Genomic DNA, 16602 nt, shown 5'->3' with positions numbered 1-16602 from the left:
AAATCTGATTGAGCTAATTTAAAGTTAAGTAAAGGGACAAATAGTGTTTATGATGCGGGGAATTGCAACCGAAAACTGGTTCCTTTTTCAGGCGTGGATTGTACCTGGATATTACCTTTATGGAGCAGCATGATCTGTTTACAAAGGCTAAGGCCGATCCCGCTGCCGGACTTTTTGGTGGAGAAAAAAGGAATAAAGATTCTTTCCATAATTTGTTCATCCATGCCTTTACCACTGTCTTTGACTTTAAGAACAACCTGGCCTTCCGGGGTCTTAACCCCGCTATGGTAATATGTTTTTCGGGACTTTCCTTGACGGCATCCATCGCATTGAGGAGCAAGTTAATCATAACTTGCTCCAGCAGTTGACGGTCAGCCTGCATTTTAAGACTAGGGTTTTTCAAGATGACATCCAGGCTGATGGCTTTGCTGGTCATGCCTGGCTGCATCAGAGAAGCCAGGTTCTCAAATAAATCTCTTACATAAAACTCGCTTGCATTGATCTGCCCAATCTTATTTAAGTTACGGTAGGAGGTGGAAAAGCGCATTAAACCATCACTTCTGGATCTAATTGTCTGCATTCCGTCCTGCAAATCCTTAAAATCTGCCGCAGGGATTATTTGATGGCTGTCAAGTTGTCCGAGCCTGTCCTGCAGGGTATTGGCAAGGGAAGAAATAGGCGCAATGGAGTTCATGATTTCATGGGTCAGCACTCTAAGGAGTTTATTCCAGGCCTCTGTTTCTGTAACATCCAGGGCTTCCTCTACATTTTGCATGGCAATGAGTTTCATTTGCATCTCATTGGTTACAAAATTGTTGGAGGTAAGTAACAGTTTATGTGGCCGGTTGAGAATCTCCACTTTTATTATTTGCTGGCCACCGGGACTGATTTTAAGAAAGGCTTCATTGAGTAGTGGTAATTGCCGCTCCAGTCTTTTAAGGTTCTTGATTCCCGGAACATTTAAAAGGGTTTTCATCTGATTATTAATCCAATAAATTTCGCCGGTACTCGGCTCAAAAGCAAGAATGGCGGTGTCCACCAGCTCAAGCACGTTTTGCAGGTATTGGTATTGAAGCTCTTTTTCCTGGCTGAGCTGTTTATAACCCATCACAATTTCATTAAAGCCTCTTCTGAAAAACTTCAGATGGGCGGGTGCCCGCCCAATAGAAAAATGCTGGGAGAGGTCCCTGTAATGAAGGGCTTGGACAAAATTATTAAAATCACGTTGGATATCCCTAAGTAATGCGACCACTCTATAGGTGAGCGCCAAAAATAAAAACAGGGCGACCACCCCACCAATGGGCATCGCTTTTAGGTAACACCATACGGCCGCCGCGGCGCTCAGGCCGATCAGTAGAAGGTGAATGGTGATCCGGATGCTGCTTCTATTCATATTAAATTAGCGCTTATGAAACCCCATGGGGATGAAGATTAGCTTGAAAAGGACGTCAATTTACCAGTAAAAAGGGGAGCCTCAAGCGTTTAAATATCATATTTACTGATCCGGCGGTACAATGCAGCCCTGGTAATACCCAGTTCTTTGGCCGCCTTTGAAATATTGCCTTCATGTTTGGAAATGGCGTTTAAGATAGCGTTTTTCTCCACCTGGCCCAGGTTCACAGACTTATCCAGAGGGGCCGGCTGTTCTTGCTGGTGTTCAATGGGAGAAAATAGGATATCATCAGCCTCAATTGCATCATTTTCTGTCATGATAATGGCCCGCTCGATGGCGTATTGTAATTCCCGCACATTGCCCGGATAGGTGTACTTGTTTAATTTCTTTTGCGCTTCTTTGGAAAAACTAAGTGCAGGTTTGCCGTATTTCTGGGCATAGACATTGGCGTAATGCGCTGCAATAGGTTGGATATCTTCTTTGCGGTCCCTTAAGGGGGGGATGGTAATTTCTACCGTGTTGATCCGGTAAATCAAATCTCTTCTAAACTTAGACTCATCTCCTAGTACACTTAAAGGGAGATTCGTGGCACAAATCAGCCGGATATCCACCTGCACTTTATCATTCGTGCCAAGCGGGGTTACATATCTGTTCTGCAAGGCGGTTAAAAGTCTGGATTGCTGTGCCAGTGTGATATTGCCGATTTCATCTAAAAATAAGGTGCCTTTGTCCGCGGCCTGGAATCTGCCGGCCCGGTCTTCCCTGGCATCGGTAAAGGCGCCTTTTTTATGCCCGAAAAGCTCACTTTCAAAAAGACTCTCTGTGAGTGCACCGACGTCGACTTTGACATAAGGATTTTTGCTGCGTAAAGACTGATCATGGATGGTCTGGGCAATCAAGTCTTTCCCGGTCCCGTTTTCACCTAGAATCAATATATTGGCGTCGGTAGGGGCGATTTTTTCGATTTTTCTAAAAACATCCTTCATCCCAGGACTCTCCCCTATAATCCCCGCTGGTCCTGCCGGGAGGTTCAGGCTGTCATTATTTTTCTGATAATTGTTTTTAACGGTTTCTAGTAGCTTTTGGTTCTGCCAGGGTTTGACCATAAAGTCCTGTGCACCCAGTTTCAGGGAATTGACTGCCAGGTCAATATCCGCGTAGGCGGTAATCATTACTACTGGTAGATTGGGATATAATTTCCTTACTTTCTGTAGCCAGAATAGCCCTTCGTTCCCGGTATTTACCTTGGATTTGAAGTTCATATCCAAAAAAAGCAAATCCACCTTGTTTTCTTTTAATAAAGAAAGCAGGTTCTCTGGGTTTTTCTCAGTAATGATCTGTTTTACCTCAGTTTTTAATAATAGTCGTACGGCGGTAAGCACATCTAAATCGTCGTCGACAATTGCAATAGTGGCATTTTTTAAGGCCATAGTTCCAGGGGATTATTTTGGATAAAGGAACGAATTATTTTTCAAAAATCCCTGACCGCTTATAGATCAATATAAATAGCAAAATGTTGGCATCTGTCCGGGTTTTGACAGCTTGTATTAATTACGTACAGCATGTGTATCAAAAGCGGACAGTTTGAGGGAAATGGCAAAATTGTAACTCACTGATATTTAATTGATTAATTGATTGGCATAGCCTTTACTGAATCTTTGAAAATTTGGTGAATGAAAAAACTGGTTTTTATAATTTGTGTGGTGGCCTGCTGGGTGGGCAAAGGTTTTGGTCAAGTTGATACAGCCAGGACTGATAGTAGTCAGTTGCAGTATCTGAGCCTGGAAGCGTGTGTGGAAACGGCTCTGCAAAATAATATGGATATTAAAACGGCCAAAACAAATGCGGCAATCGCTGGTGTGTACCATAATCAGGCAAAGTTAGAACAGCTTCCTTCTGTCAGTGGGTATATTGGTCATGGGCTTAATAGTGGCCGCTCCATCAATCCCTCTGATAATAGTTATATTTCGCAGAGTTTTACTTCTGCCAATTATAGCTTAAGTGCATCTCTTAGTCTATGGAACGGATTTAAACTTCGTAATTATATCAGAAAGACTAAATTAGACGCCGAGGCAGGTACATGGGATGCGCAGCAGAGCAAAGATGCCATTACTATTCAGGTGATTGCTGCATACCTGGAAGTCCTCAATCAGCAGGAAATCTTAAATAACTATTATAGGCAATTGCTTTCTTCACAGGTGCAATATAATCGCCTGGATACCTTAAATGAGAGTGGTGCTGCTAATCCAGATGATTTTTATGACATGAAAGGTCAATTAAGTAGTAGTGAACTGGCGATCATCGATCAAAAGAATATTATTAAATCTGCCAAAATTACCTTGTTTCAGCTGATGAACCAGCCACTCAATTTGGATGTTGTGCTAAAGGAGCCAAAGACTATGGATGTGAAATCCGCAGAGAATCAGTCCATTGACGCAATCTATAAGGGGGCCTTAACTTATTTGCCTTCGGTTAAATCTGCACAGTTAAAATTTCTGAGTGCTGGCAAGAACGTTGCTGTGGAAAAGGCTGATTTATATCCTTCTTTGTCTTTAAATGGAGGCATTGGAACCGCATTTTCCAGTGCAGCTACCCGTTCTATAGCAGGGGAAAGCATCACACAGGAAAATGGCAATTATGTAATCAGCGGATCGGAAAAGTTGCCGGTGTATACGAATACAACTGCTATGAGTTATAGAGATATTCCTTATTGGAACCAATTGAAAAATAATTATGGAACGAATCTGAACCTGACTTTGAATATTCCGATCTTTAATGGTTCCCAGGCCAGAAGCGATGTGAAAGTCGCAAAGCTACAACAAGACCTGGCAAAGGATCAGTTGAGTACCACTCAGACGGATCTCAAAAACACGATTAGCAAGGCCTATTTTGATCAACAAACAGCCCTTAATGCGTGGCTCAAGCAACAGGATCAGGTAGCCGCTTATAAGGAGTATTTTAGGATCTCTGAAGTGAAATTTAATACAGGAGCCATTAATTCTGCGGAATATCTGATTGCAAAGACCAAATATAGTCAGGCAGAAAATGCATTAATTGTGGCAAAATATAATTACATCTTTAAAACAAAAATACTTAGTTATTATAAAGGAGCACTTTCTCTTTAATAACCCAAACTTAATTTTTAAAATATACAGCAGTGGATAGAGCGATAGAACAGAAGACCTGGACCCGTAAAAAAATATTGACCATAATAGGGATTGTGGCACTTGTAGCCTTGATAGCGGGGAGTATTTATTATGCCAGTGGCGGCACTCGTTTAAATGTGGACAAGGAAAGAATTACCATTAGTGAGGTGACGGAAGGACAATTTAAAAACTATATTCCGGTCAACGGCGTGGTGATGCCCATTGCGACTATTTATTTGGATGCCATGGAAGGTGGCCGGGTGGAGGAGCGTTATGTAGAAGATGGGGCCATGATGAAAAAAGGAGAGCCAATTCTTCGTTTATCTAATCCAGATCTGATGATGAGTCTGGTGGAACAGCAAAATAATGTGTATAATACGTTGATGCAGGTGCAGATTGCCCAAAATGGTGCCCGTCAGACCTCTGTCAGTAACTTAAATCAATTGGCGGATGTACAAAGTCAATTGCAGGAGGCTAAAAGGCTGTATGATCTGGATAAAAAACTCTATGGTCAAAAGGCAATCGGATCTCAGGAATATGAGAAGGCAAAAATAAGTTACGATTATCTGGTAAAAAAGCTGGATTTACAAAGGACACTATTGCAGCAGGACTCCGTGGATAAGGTTCAGCAACTGGCACAACAAAATAAACTATATTCTGGCGCCAACAAAGCCTTTTCTCTGATGCAACAAAAAGTAGGCGATCTGATTGTTCGGGCGCCAGTGGATGGGCAGCTGACTTCACTGGATGCGGAAGTGGGTCAGAATAAAAATAAAGGAGAAAGACTGGGGCAAATTGATGTGATCAGTGATTATAAGGTTCGGGTAGATGTGGATGAGCATTATATTAATAATGTATTTCCGGGCCTGACCGGAACAGCCGTTGTAGGCAATGATACTTTACATCTTAACGTTAAAAAGGTATATCCTTCCGTGACTAACGGACGGTTTCAGGTAGATATGGCTTTTGAAGATAAAGCCCCTAAAACGATTCACAGAGGGCAAAGCCTGCAGATCATGCTGACTTTAAGTGATGATAGAAAGGCTTTACTGGTACCAAGAGGTGGATTCTTCCAGAAAACTGGTGGCAACTGGATTTATAAACTCAGCAAGGGTGGTTCTACTGCCTTTAAGGTGGATATTCAAATTGGTGGTCAGAATCCGGATTATTATGAAGTTCTAAAGGGCTTACAACCTGGAGACAAGGTGGTCACCAGTAGTTATGATAACTTTGGAGACAATGAAACACTGGTGATTAATTAAAATTGCTCAATCCATTAATAGTAAATAGCGGTTAAAACTTATAAGACATGTTTAAACGTTTTTTGATCACTACCTGGCGGAATTTTAAAAAAAGCAGGGCTTTTAGCCTGCTGAATATCACTGGCCTGGCCATTGGCATAGCCTGTGCAGGGATTATTCTGCTTTGGGTAGAGTATTATACGACCTTTAATCATTCGGTTAAGGACCTGAGCAGGGTATACCGGATGGAAAATGCGCAGGTATATGGTAAGGATACTTATACCTTTCCTGTTATGCCACTAGGAATCAGAGATGAACTTCTTAATAATTTTCCGGAGGTGGAAACGGCTGTGCGGTATATTGACGCAGGAATTAATGTTTCTTTGGAGAATAAAAATTTTGCAGAACAAGCTGCTTACGCTGACCCTGAGTTCCTTAATATGTTTAGTTATAATGTGATTAGGGGGGATGCGAATCGCGCACTATCTGCACCTGACGGTGTCGCATTGTCAGCAAAAGTCGCTAAAGCTTATTTTGGAAGTGTAGATGTTATCGGCAAAATGCTTCAAATCGATAAACAGCCATATCAGATCAATGCTGTGTTTAAGGATCCGCCAGAGAATATGACCTTTGCCAATGCCAAAATCATTTTACCTTACAGCGTTTATTATAATCAAAATAAGCAATATGATGCCTGGAATAATAATATGACAGAGGCATGGGTTCTATTAAAGCCCGGAGCGTCTGCTAAGAAAGTAAATGCTGCGTTGGCCGGTCTTGCAAAAAGCCATGGACAATTGAGCTATACCTATTTTATGTATCCTATGGAGCGTATTGCCATGCATGGCAACTTTAGTGGTACAAAGGAAGCTACTGGTGGAACCGTGAAAATGGTCAGAATGTTTGCGTTGATCGCTTTTATTATTTTACTGATTGCCTGTATTAATTTTATGAATCTTTCTACGGCAAGAAGTGAAAAGCGTGCCAGGGAGATTGGACTAAGGAAAGTGATGGGTTCTTCCCGAAGGGGACTGATTTTAAGGTTACTCTCAGAGGCAGTCTTAATGTCTTTTGCTGCTGTGGTTATTGCATTATTGCTTATTGCTGCCTGCCTACCGCTTTTTAATGGCCTGATTGGCTTACATCTTCAAATGAACCTAAGGAGCCTAAAGCATATCGGTTTTGTATGTGGACTTGGTATATTTAGCGGTCTATTGGCCGGCATTTATCCCGCATTTTATCTTTCTTCTTTCAATCCCATCGCAGCCCTTAAAGGTAATGGCCTTAAAGCAGGAGGCGCCAGCTTTATCAGGAAGATATTGGTGGTGTTGCAATTTTCAGTTTCTGCCATTATTATTGTCGCCATATTTGTGATTTATCACCAGATTCAGCATATGCGCACTAGAGATTTAGGCTACAATAAGAATAATGTGGTTTACCTAACCGCCTCTGACAAACTTTCTGAATCTTTCCCTGCCTTAAAGCAGGCATTAATGGCAACAGGAAAAGTTGCTTCGGTTTCTCTGGGTTCACATACACCACTCGAAATGAATAATAATGGAGGGGGCCTTAAGTGGAAAGGAAAGCAGGAAAACGAGGATGTTTTGATTACCAAAGTTAGAACGGATAATAATTATTTGAATACGTTTAATATCCCGTTGGTAGCCGGAAGGGGATTTAAGTCCAATCCAGACTTGGATAGCAATGATATCATTATTAATGAAACGCTGGCATCACTCATGGGAAAGGAAGGACGTGTAGGCGGCCTGATATATTATGGTCAACATGGAGCTTTGACTATTGTTGGCATCACAAAGGATTTTATTTATAATAATATATCAGCCACACATCCGGCACCATTAATGTTTTTTAATCAGCCTAAAGCTACGGGCTTAATCTTTATTCGTTTACAGGATGAAGCGGATTTGTCCGGTTCTTTGGCCGCATTAAAGTCTGTTTTTTTGAAATTTGACGCGGCTAAAGCTTTTGATTACCATTTTATGGATAAGGCGTTTGAGGCGACATTTCAGCAACAACGATTTACGGGCTCACTGGCCATTATATTTGGGGGGCTGGCCATCGTGATTTCCTGTCTGGGCTTATTTGGGTTGTCAGCTTATATGGCTGAACAAAGAACCAGAGAGATTGGAATTAGAAAGGTTTTGGGCGCCTCAGTGAGCTCCGTAATAAAGCTTTTGACCAGGGACTTTATTATTATGGTCTTTATTTCTTGTGTAATCGCCTTCCCCATTGCCTATTACCTAATGGATCACTGGTTGATGGATTTTGATTACCGGATAAATATCCACTGGTATGTATTTGCGGTTACGGCTTTATCTGTCGTGATTATTGCCTTTGTCACAGTTAGTTCGCAGGCATTTAAGGCAGGCAGACTAAATCCGGTAAAGGCTATCCGCTCGGAATAAAAGTTGACAAAACAATAAATTAAATAATACAAGTAAAAATATTAAAAATGAAAAAGAGAATTTTGGCTATTACGACACTCGCCTTTTTACTAGGGGCATCTTGCGTGCAGGCAAATAATGGGTCTGATAACGGTGACGGCCTTTCAATTAGTTCTGTTTTGCAGAAAGATAATTTTCGATCTGTAAGCAAAAAACAATTTGATGCCAGTCAGGTAAAATCGATGGATGTACGTACTGTGAGCGCCGATGTGGACGTCATGGGTGATGCAACAGATAAAGCTACTGTTGAGATGCTGGCAAAAGGCCCAAACAATAAATCTCTTTCTGAGTCAGAGATTAAAGAGCGACTAGAAAAGTATTACGACATTACCACTGAATTAAATGGAAGTCAATTGACTGTAAAGGTCGAATTCAAAACCAAGCATATAGGTAATAACCAAGGTTTAAGATTACGTTTTATTTTGCACACCCCATCTGCAGCAGATGCGAATATTAAATCTGTCAGTGGCGATGTCGAACTTACCCGTGCAGGACAGGTTAATATTAGTACGACCAGCGGAGATATTGAACTTGGGCATCTAAGTGGCGACGCCGTGACGGCAAGTGTATCGGGAGATATCCAAGTGAGTTCAGTGGGCGGTAGTTTTTCTGGTTCCACCACTTCCGGGGATATTAAGGCAGGAAAAGTGGGGGCATTAATGAAAGCCGGATCCGTTAGTGGCGATATTCAGATTGTAGCCGGAAAATTGGGCCAGGACGTTAAGATGAAGACCGTTTCTGGAGATGTTGACCTAAAAATTAAAAATAATGCAGGTATGGATCTGCATTTAAATACCCTTAGTGGAGATATGAATCTGAATGGACTGGGCGCTATAAATTATTCAACAAAAAGTAAAAGGAAAGTCGTAGCCCAGGTGAATGGTGGGGGCAAGGAGTTGGACATTGAAACTGTCAGCGGAGATATCCATATCAGTCAATCCTAAAACCCAAACGCATATTTGCATCCAAATTAATTTAAAATATTAGATCATGATCAAAATAACGGATTTAGAAAAGGTATATAGAACAGATCTTATTGAGACAGTAGCGATCAACAAAATGTCCTTTGAAGTGAGGCAAGGTGAATTTGTCGCCATAATGGGCCCTTCGGGTTGTGGTAAGTCTACGCTGCTTAATATTCTTGGGCTGTTGGACGACTGCGATGGGGGCAGTTTCATTTTTAACGGTCAGGAAATTGCACATTTTAATGAACAGAAACGTGCCATGCTGCGTAAGAAAAATATAGGCTTTGTCTTTCAGAGTTTTAATTTGATTGATGAATTGACGGTTTATGAAAATGTAGAGTTGCCGCTCATCTACAATAATATCAAACCTGCGGACAGAAAAATCATGGTAGAAGAAACCTTAGAGAAGATGCAAATTATGCATCGTAAAAGTCACTTTCCGCAGCAGTTATCCGGTGGACAGCAACAGCGTGTTGCGGTTGCGCGCGCAGTGGTCAATAAACCGAAACTTATACTGGCGGATGAACCTACCGGTAATCTAGACTCCCACAATGGTAATGAAGTAATGGATATGCTTACTTCATTAAACGAGGCCGGGACGACCATTATCATGGTGACCCACAGTGAGCATGACGCTAAATTTAGTCATCGTATCATCAGGATGCTGGATGGGGAAAAGATTACGGAAAATATCCTGAGAGAATTGGATTATATCCCGGATGTGGATTTGAAATCTGAGCATTAAACAATATCTCGGCTTACTTACTATGTAAAATGTTGCAATCATGATAAAAAGTTATTTGAAGACTGCCTGGCGCAGCTTAAAACGAAATAAACTCTTTTCTGGTCTGAATATTTTTGGACTGGCCATCGGCATGGCTGGAGCCATACTGATCGCCATATTATTGCAACATATGCTTAGTTATGACCGGTTTCATAAGCAGGAGGATCAGTTATTTATGATCTCCAATCGGGACAAACTTGGCGGTGATTTGTATACCTGGAGGTATACGCCTAAAATACTAGGTTCAACTTTAGCTAGTGAGCGGCCGGAAATACAGAACTGGACCAGATCTAGAACGGGTCAGTCGTTCCTATTTACAGTAGGTGATCAGAAAATTCAAAACAAGAATGGGAATTATGTAGATCCGGGGTTTTTTAAAATGTTCAGCTTTCCTATGGTAACCGGAGGACCTAATAAGGATTGGGATGCGGGAACCGGTATTATTTTGGCTAGCTCATTTGCTAAAGCGCTTTTTGGAAGAACTGATGTTGTTGGTCAAACGATTAAATTAGATACGTCTAGTTTGGTTACTGTATCAGGCGTCATTAAAGATATGCCGGAGAATACGGATCTTAAATCTGACTATTTGTTAAGTTGGGCGTATGCCAATCGATTTGGGGAAGTTGACAGTAGTTGGGGGAATAATTCAGTGCAGACCTATGTCAAATTGCAAAAAGGCACTAATCTTTCGGCTTTTAATCAGGCGATCAGGGATGTTACCAAAAGCCATAGGGATGATATTACCACAGAAATATATGCGGAACCTCTAAAAAATGTGTTTTTATACAGTGAACAGCATAATGGCAAGTTTGACTCCGGAAGAATTGTTGTGGTTCGTTGCCTGGCTGTAATTGGATTTTTGTTGCTTTTGATTGCCTGCATTAATTTTATGAATCTTAGCACGGCACAAAGTGAAAGGAGAGCAAGGGAGGTAGGGGTTAAGAAAGTAATTGGCGCTTCCAGGATCAGACTGATTGCTCAATTTTTGATAGAAAGTGTCCTGCTGTCCTTGTTTGCCTTTATAATCGCCTTAGGAATCGTCCTTTTAGTGCTGCCTGCCTTTGGAAACCTCGTAGAAACGAAACTCAGCTGGCATTTTGGATGGACAGGCTGGTTAATTGCATTAGCTGTTATGGTTATAACGGGACTTATAGCAGGTAGTTATCCTGCCTTTTATCTTTCTTCCTTTGCTCCTGTAAAGGTGCTCAAAGGCAGTTTTGTGCGTATGGGTGGTAAAATCAGTGCCAGGTCAGTTTTGGTTGTATTGCAATTTACAGTAGCCATTATTTTGATTTTAACCACTATTATGATTACCCAGGATATCCGCTATGTCCAAAATCGAGATACCGGTTATAACCAAAGTGAACTGGTATTTAGCTCACTTAATGGCAATCTTCGCAAGAATTATCCAGCTTTAAAAAATGAACTTTTAAGTAGCGGTGCCATTACATCCATGTCCCGTAATATGTCTCCCATTACACAGCGTTTTAGTGATGGATGGGGTATGACTTGGCCAGGATCTAACAAAGCAGATGAGAAAACTGATTTTGTAAGGTACAGCTCAGATGCTGATATGGTAAAAACCATGGGTATGCATCTTGTGAAAGGTCGGGATATAGATATTTATAAATACCCTGGTGATAGCACGGCCATGATGCTGACCCAGTCGGCAGTTAAGGCCATGCGCCTTAAAAATCCTATTGGAGCCATTGTTGGTGATAATGATACAAAATGGCATGTTGTCGGGGTAATCGATGATTTTATAATTGAACAACCCTTTGATAAGATACAACCGATGGTCATTGAAGGACCTGATTCTTGGTATTCTACCATACATTACAGGCTTAATCCTGCCCACTCAGTAGAGCAAAACCTGGCTACGATTAAGCAAGTATTTGATAAATATAATATGGATTATCCTTTTGAGTACCATTTTGCCGATGATACCTATGCCACGAAATTTAAGGAAAATAAAAAGCTGGGGCAATTATCCATGCTCTTTGCAGGACTCACCATTTTTATATCTTGCCTGGGTTTATTTGGATTGATTACGTATATGGCAGAAACCAAAACCAAGGAAATTGGTGTTCGTAAAGTGTTAGGGGCGAGTGTCGCAGGAATAATTGGCTTACTTTCTAAGGGCTTTGTGAAGTTAATTATTATTTCTTTTGTAATCGCTGTGCCTATAGCCTATTATATTATGCATAGGTGGTTATCTGCCTCTACTTATAGTATTAGTGTGCAGTGGTGGTGGTTTGTTATAACAATTTTGATAGCAGTTATAATCGCCATTTTAACGGTAAGTTTTCAGGCGATGAAAGCAGCCCGGGTAAGTCCGGTAAAAAGTCTGAAAACTGAATAATTGATTTTAATGTATAAATCATGATAAAGTATTATTTAAAAATAGCATTGCGCAATTTTAGAACAAGTAAGCTGTTTAGCTTTCTGAATCTAATGGGCCTTTCTATTGCTGTTGCTATATGCATTCCGCTGTTTTTGTTTATTTGCAAACAAAAGAGCTTTGACAGTATGTACACCCACCTGGATAATATATACCGGGTGAATTTAGTGCCACATGCAAAACCAAATGAAGTGTGGGCCAGTGTACCCAATGCGGTGGCTCCTGCTTTGACCAGGGATATCCCAGAAGTTGCTAGTGCGGCTAGGTTGCTTAAAAATGGTTTTGGTACGCCGGCAACGCTTAGGGTGGACCATGAAAATTATAAGGAAGATTTACTTTACTGGTCTGACCCGGATTTGTTTAAAATTTTTGATTTTGATTTTGTTGTCGGTAATGCATCCAATCCTTTGGGTGAGGATAATGCTGTTGTCATAAACCAGACGGAGGCTAAAAGGCTTTTTGGGGTTAAAAGCCCAATTGGACAATCCATTATTGTAGATAATGGACCGCATTTGGTTGTTACGGGCGTTTATCGGGACTTGCCTGATAATAGCAGCATAGATCCCGCTATTATTGGTAACTTTAAGGCTGACCGGCTGAGTAAAAGTATATATTGGAGTAATGCCAGTTATGAAACTTTTTGTTTGTTGAAACCTGGCGCAGACGCTGCGGTTGTTAATAAAAAGGTGGCAGCGTTGACTCAAAAATATATAAAAGACAGAGAAGATCGGTGGTTTGATCTCAAAATACAGCCGTTATCTGAAATCCATTTACATTCAGCACAAATAACCGACACGTATATTAGTCGTATAGGTGATATCAAGACGGTAAGGCAGATAGGGTTATTAGGGCTTTTAATCGTCATTATTGCAGCCATTAATTATATGAACCTCGCTACGGCCAGATCTGAGAAAAGAGCACGGGAGGTTGGTATAAATAAAACATTAGGGCTACCAGGGCACAAATGATTCTGCGATTTTATGCAGATACAGGACTTACGGTGTTACTAGCCATTATTGTAGGTTTTGTTATGTCATTTGGTAGTTTGTATTTGTTTAATTCAATCAGTGGGAGCCATTTAGATATAACAGATCTTTTAGGCATACCTACTTTTTTATTCCTTTTGGTTATCTGGTTTATAGTGACCTTACTTGCAGGTAGTTATCCGGCGCTTTTATTATCAGGTAGTTCTGCTTTACAACTCATGCAAAAGAAGTTTTCCAGGGGTGGGGCAGACCAGTTGTTTAGAAAGATACTTGTTGTTGTTCAATTTAGTTGTTCTATTGTTTTGATCATTGCTATTGTGATTATTTATCAGCAAATGAAATTTGTAGGCAACAAGAATTTGGGATTTAACCCCAATGGGGTGCTGATGGTTAACATTAGTGGTGTCCGGGATCCAGGTCATTTGGAAAGCTTTTCCAATGCCATCTCGCAGATTCCGCAAGTCCATGAAGTATCACAGTTACAAGTTCCGCCTGGTTTTAGTGCCAGTCAAAGATCTCTGCATAAAGGTGATGAAAAATCAGATTTGACACTATTTACCTGCCACGCAGACGGCGCAGTGGTTTCTACGCTGGGATTGAAATTGCTAGCAGGAAAAACCCTGCCGGACCATCTGTCAAAAACTGATTCCATGGTATATGTTGTGGCCAATAAAAAGGTGATCGATTATCTTGGATGGACGCCTGAAGAGGCCATTGGTCGAAAAGTTCAGGTGGATTTGGGTAACAATGCCTATATCGTCGGCGTCGTGGATGATTTTAATTTTCTTTCTTTAAAAAGACCCATTGAACCCTATATTTATTATGCGGCAAATGATGCTCCAGAATCCTTTAATGCTATGCTAATCAAGATGAATACAGACCAGCTTGCATCTACAATGGATAAGGTACAAAGGGATTTTGCCAAATATGTGCCTGCCGTTGCATTTGATTATTCTTTTTTAGACGCACATCTGGCCACGCTTTATAATGCGGATAGGGTAATGCAAAAAGTGGTGCTGCTGTTTTCTTGTCTGGCTATTTTTGTATCTTGTTTGGGCTTGTTTGGGTTATCTGCCTTTATGGCTGAACAAAAGACAAAAGAAATTGGCATCCGTAAAGTGCTGGGCGCCAGCAGTTTTTCAATTAGTAAAATGCTAAGTTTGAATTTTCTAAAATTGGTGCTGCTTTCCATTGTTATAGGCATACCTGTAGCCATTTATTTGATGCAGAAGTGGTTATCTCATTTTGAATATCGAATTCACATTTCCTGGTTGGTTGTTGGGCTGTCTGCAACCACAGGCCTGTTGATTGCCTTACTTACGGTTTCCTATCAATCCATTAAAGCAGCCAGCGCAAATCCGGTAAACAGCATTAAGGCAGAATAGGGGAAAGGGCAATGACATTATATTCAAGTGCTTCGAATCTATTTATTATATTCACAATTTAGAAAACAATACTATACAATGATTGAACTATCACATCTTTCCAAATGGGTTAAAACCGGTTCTTTGCAAACTTTTCTATTAAAGGATATCAATATTACCATTAACAAAGGCGCCTTTGTATCGATTATGGGGCCATCAGGATCCGGTAAATCTACGCTTCTTAATGTAATAGGAATGCTAGATGACTGGGACGAGGGGCAATACCTGTTTATGGGTGAAGAGGTAGGAAAGCTGAAAGAAAGAGCAAAACAAGCATTACATAAAGATCATATAGGCTTTGTTTTTCAAGCCTATCATTTAATTGATGAGTTGACCGTCTATGAAAACATAGAAACGCCTTTACTATATCAGGATATTAAAAGTGCTGAGAGAAAAGCTATCGTGGCGGATATGCTGGATCGGTTTCAGATTGTGGGCAAAAAGGATTTATTCCCAGCACAGCTGTCCGGTGGTCAGCAACAATTAGTAGGCATAGCCAGGGCCCTGGTTGCAAAGCCTGATTTAATTCTGGCTGATGAGCCAACCGGTAATCTGAACTCTAAACAAGGCGAGGAGATTATGGAAATTTTTACAAGGCTCAACAAAGAAGACGGTGTTACAATCATTCAGGTTACCCATTCGGAAAAGAATGCAGCCTATGGGGACCGTATTATTAATCTATTGGATGGCAGGATAGAAAGCTGATTTTGCTCTTTTTAGCGATGTTTTTGTGATTTTTAGATGGCCATAAGCTGTAAAAAGTCCTTTTTTACAGCTTATGGCCAATATTTTTACCTGCTTAACCTAATAAAGATGAATAAGTTGATTATAATGAAGGATTTTGTTTTGTATTTTAGTTTGGTTTATAAAATAAACTAGTTTACTTTTGTTTTATAAAATTCAAAAATATGGAAGAGAAAGCAATTTCACCAACTGAAAGCCTGCAAATCATCGAAAAGATGTTAGCGGATACCAGAAACCGCTTTTATAATAATGGCTTTGCCTTTTTATTGTGGGGAGTACTGATCATCCTGATTTGTTTAACCTCTTTTACAGCGCACGCCTTAGGTCATGATGGCCGCGATGGGTATATCTGGGGGATAGGCATCGGATTAGGGATATTGATTACTGCCGTTTATTTTTGGCGTATTGCTCCAAAAACCCGAAAATTTACCAGGCTGGATAGTATTAATGGCAAGGTATGGATTGCCTATGCCATCAGCTATTTTGTATTGATGTATTTATGTTTGCATTATCAGATTTTCGCGCCACCGTTTATTTACCTTTTACTCGGCATGGGGATGTTTATTACGGGCGGTATTTATAGATTCTGGTCTCTTTATGCAGGTGCTATTATATTTTGGATCGGCGCAGTTATTTGTACACTGTTGCCAATGGGATCAGGGCAATTATTACTTACTAGTGTTTTAATGTTACTTGGTTATTTATTGCCTGGCTATATTCTCTGGCAAAAAGCAAAAGGAGATGCTCATGTTTAGGGAACTTGATCCATTATTACATTCTGAACTCAGGCTGGCAATAGTAAGTTTGTTGGTTGGTGCTGGTGAAGCAGAGTTTAAAGAACTTAAGCTAAAAACCGGCGCTACGGCAGGCAATCTGAGTGTACAGGTACAAAAATTGGCGGATGCTGGTTACATTCAGGTAGAAAAGTCTTTCAGAGGGAAATACCCATTAACCACCTGCAAAATTACCAAGGCAGGACTGGAAGCCTTTAGTAATTATGTGGATGTACTAAAAGATTATTTAAAACCAAAGGCCTAAGTATACTTCGGAGGA

13 protein-coding genes are annotated in these 16602 nt (G+C 40.7%); 11 read left to right on the top strand and 2 right to left on the bottom strand.

Annotated elements, in window-relative coordinates; all coding sequences use genetic code 11:
- Nucleotides 1–13: 13 nt before the first annotated feature.
- Together FSB73_RS27940 and FSB73_RS06945 are read right to left on the bottom strand one after the other, a co-directional pair.
- Complete coding sequence (locus FSB73_RS27940; protein ID WP_262712529.1) at nucleotides 14–1393, bottom strand: sensor histidine kinase; 1380 nt, start codon at nucleotides 1391–1393, stop codon at nucleotides 14–16.
- 89 nt (nucleotides 1394–1482) lie between these two features.
- A complete protein-coding gene (locus FSB73_RS06945; RefSeq protein WP_146780820.1) occupies nucleotides 1483–2823 on the bottom strand; it encodes a sigma-54-dependent transcriptional regulator in 1341 nt (446 codons plus the stop codon).
- A gap of 243 nt (nucleotides 2824–3066) precedes the next feature.
- Here FSB73_RS06945 and FSB73_RS06940 point away from each other — a divergent pair, with 243 nt between their 5' ends.
- From FSB73_RS06940 to FSB73_RS06890, 11 genes are all read left to right on the top strand, one after another.
- Entirely contained in the window at nucleotides 3067–4518 is a 1452-nt protein-coding gene (locus FSB73_RS06940; protein ID WP_146780819.1) for a TolC family protein, read from the top strand.
- Between the two features lie 32 nt (nucleotides 4519–4550).
- Nucleotides 4551–5801 (top strand): efflux RND transporter periplasmic adaptor subunit, encoded by a 1251-nt coding sequence (locus FSB73_RS06935; RefSeq protein WP_146780818.1) that lies wholly within the window; start codon nucleotides 4551–4553, stop codon nucleotides 5799–5801.
- A 47-nt stretch (nucleotides 5802–5848) separates the two neighbouring features.
- The gene (locus FSB73_RS06930; protein ID WP_146780817.1) at nucleotides 5849–8206 is read left to right on the top strand and encodes an ABC transporter permease; all 2358 of its coding nucleotides are present in this window, start codon (nucleotides 5849–5851) and stop codon (nucleotides 8204–8206) included.
- A 47-nt stretch (nucleotides 8207–8253) separates the two neighbouring features.
- A complete protein-coding gene (locus tag FSB73_RS06925) occupies nucleotides 8254–9189 on the top strand; it encodes a DUF4097 family beta strand repeat-containing protein (protein WP_146780816.1) in 936 nt (311 codons plus the stop codon).
- Nucleotides 9190–9235: 46 nt separating this feature from the next.
- A complete protein-coding gene (locus tag FSB73_RS06920; RefSeq protein WP_146780815.1) occupies nucleotides 9236–9955 on the top strand; it encodes an ABC transporter ATP-binding protein in 720 nt (239 codons plus the stop codon).
- A 40-nt stretch (nucleotides 9956–9995) separates the two neighbouring features.
- Nucleotides 9996–12356 (top strand): ABC transporter permease, encoded by a 2361-nt coding sequence (locus FSB73_RS06915; RefSeq protein WP_146780814.1) that lies wholly within the window; start codon nucleotides 9996–9998, stop codon nucleotides 12354–12356.
- A gap of 20 nt (nucleotides 12357–12376) precedes the next feature.
- On the top strand, nucleotides 12377–13363 hold the full coding sequence (locus FSB73_RS06910) for an ABC transporter permease (protein ID WP_146780813.1): 987 nt from the start codon (nucleotides 12377–12379) through the stop codon (nucleotides 13361–13363).
- Nucleotides 13360–14766, top strand: a complete 1407-nt coding sequence (locus FSB73_RS06905; protein WP_146780812.1) for an FtsX-like permease family protein — start codon at nucleotides 13360–13362, stop codon at nucleotides 14764–14766. The genes FSB73_RS06910 and FSB73_RS06905 overlap by 4 nt, the downstream gene beginning before the upstream one ends.
- 78 nt (nucleotides 14767–14844) lie before the next feature.
- Nucleotides 14845–15510 carry an ABC transporter ATP-binding protein gene (locus FSB73_RS06900; RefSeq protein ID WP_146780811.1) on the top strand — a complete coding sequence of 222 codons (666 nt, stop codon included), beginning with the start codon at nucleotides 14845–14847 and terminating at the stop codon, nucleotides 15508–15510.
- Nucleotides 15511–15713: 203 nt separating this feature from the next.
- Nucleotides 15714–16304: a hypothetical protein gene (locus tag FSB73_RS06895; RefSeq protein WP_146780810.1), complete on the top strand. Its 591-nt coding sequence runs from the start codon at nucleotides 15714–15716 to the stop codon at nucleotides 16302–16304.
- The gene (locus FSB73_RS06890; RefSeq protein WP_146780809.1) at nucleotides 16297–16587 is read left to right on the top strand and encodes a winged helix-turn-helix domain-containing protein; all 291 of its coding nucleotides are present in this window, start codon (nucleotides 16297–16299) and stop codon (nucleotides 16585–16587) included. The genes FSB73_RS06895 and FSB73_RS06890 overlap by 8 nt, the downstream gene beginning before the upstream one ends.
- Nucleotides 16588–16602 lie beyond the last annotated feature (15 nt).

The organism is Arachidicoccus ginsenosidivorans (genome assembly GCF_007971385.1).
GTDB classification, from domain to species: domain Bacteria; phylum Bacteroidota; class Bacteroidia; order Chitinophagales; family Chitinophagaceae; genus Arachidicoccus; species Arachidicoccus ginsenosidivorans.
Note: the sequence above shows the minus strand (reverse complement) of the source record. Positions and strands in the feature narration are given on the sequence as shown.

Coding starts and splice junctions, on each gene's coding strand:
- FSB73_RS06890 (WP_146780809.1), top strand. CDS start 16,297: ATGTTTAGGGAACTTGATCCATTATTACATTCTGAACTCAGGCTGGCA.
- FSB73_RS06925 (WP_146780816.1), top strand. CDS start 8,254: ATGAAAAAGAGAATTTTGGCTATTACGACACTCGCCTTTTTACTAGGG.
- FSB73_RS06930 (WP_146780817.1), top strand. CDS start 5,849: ATGTTTAAACGTTTTTTGATCACTACCTGGCGGAATTTTAAAAAAAGC.
- FSB73_RS06940 (WP_146780819.1), top strand. CDS start 3,067: ATGAAAAAACTGGTTTTTATAATTTGTGTGGTGGCCTGCTGGGTGGGC.
- FSB73_RS06900 (WP_146780811.1), top strand. CDS start 14,845: ATGATTGAACTATCACATCTTTCCAAATGGGTTAAAACCGGTTCTTTG.
- FSB73_RS06945 (WP_146780820.1), bottom strand. CDS start 2,823: ATGGCCTTAAAAAATGCCACTATTGCAATTGTCGACGACGATTTAGAT.
- FSB73_RS06920 (WP_146780815.1), top strand. CDS start 9,236: ATGATCAAAATAACGGATTTAGAAAAGGTATATAGAACAGATCTTATT.
- FSB73_RS06895 (WP_146780810.1), top strand. CDS start 15,714: ATGGAAGAGAAAGCAATTTCACCAACTGAAAGCCTGCAAATCATCGAA.
- FSB73_RS06910 (WP_146780813.1), top strand. CDS start 12,377: ATGATAAAGTATTATTTAAAAATAGCATTGCGCAATTTTAGAACAAGT.
- FSB73_RS06915 (WP_146780814.1), top strand. CDS start 9,996: ATGATAAAAAGTTATTTGAAGACTGCCTGGCGCAGCTTAAAACGAAAT.
- FSB73_RS06905 (WP_146780812.1), top strand. CDS start 13,360: ATGATTCTGCGATTTTATGCAGATACAGGACTTACGGTGTTACTAGCC.
- FSB73_RS27940 (WP_262712529.1), bottom strand. CDS start 1,393: ATGAATAGAAGCAGCATCCGGATCACCATTCACCTTCTACTGATCGGC.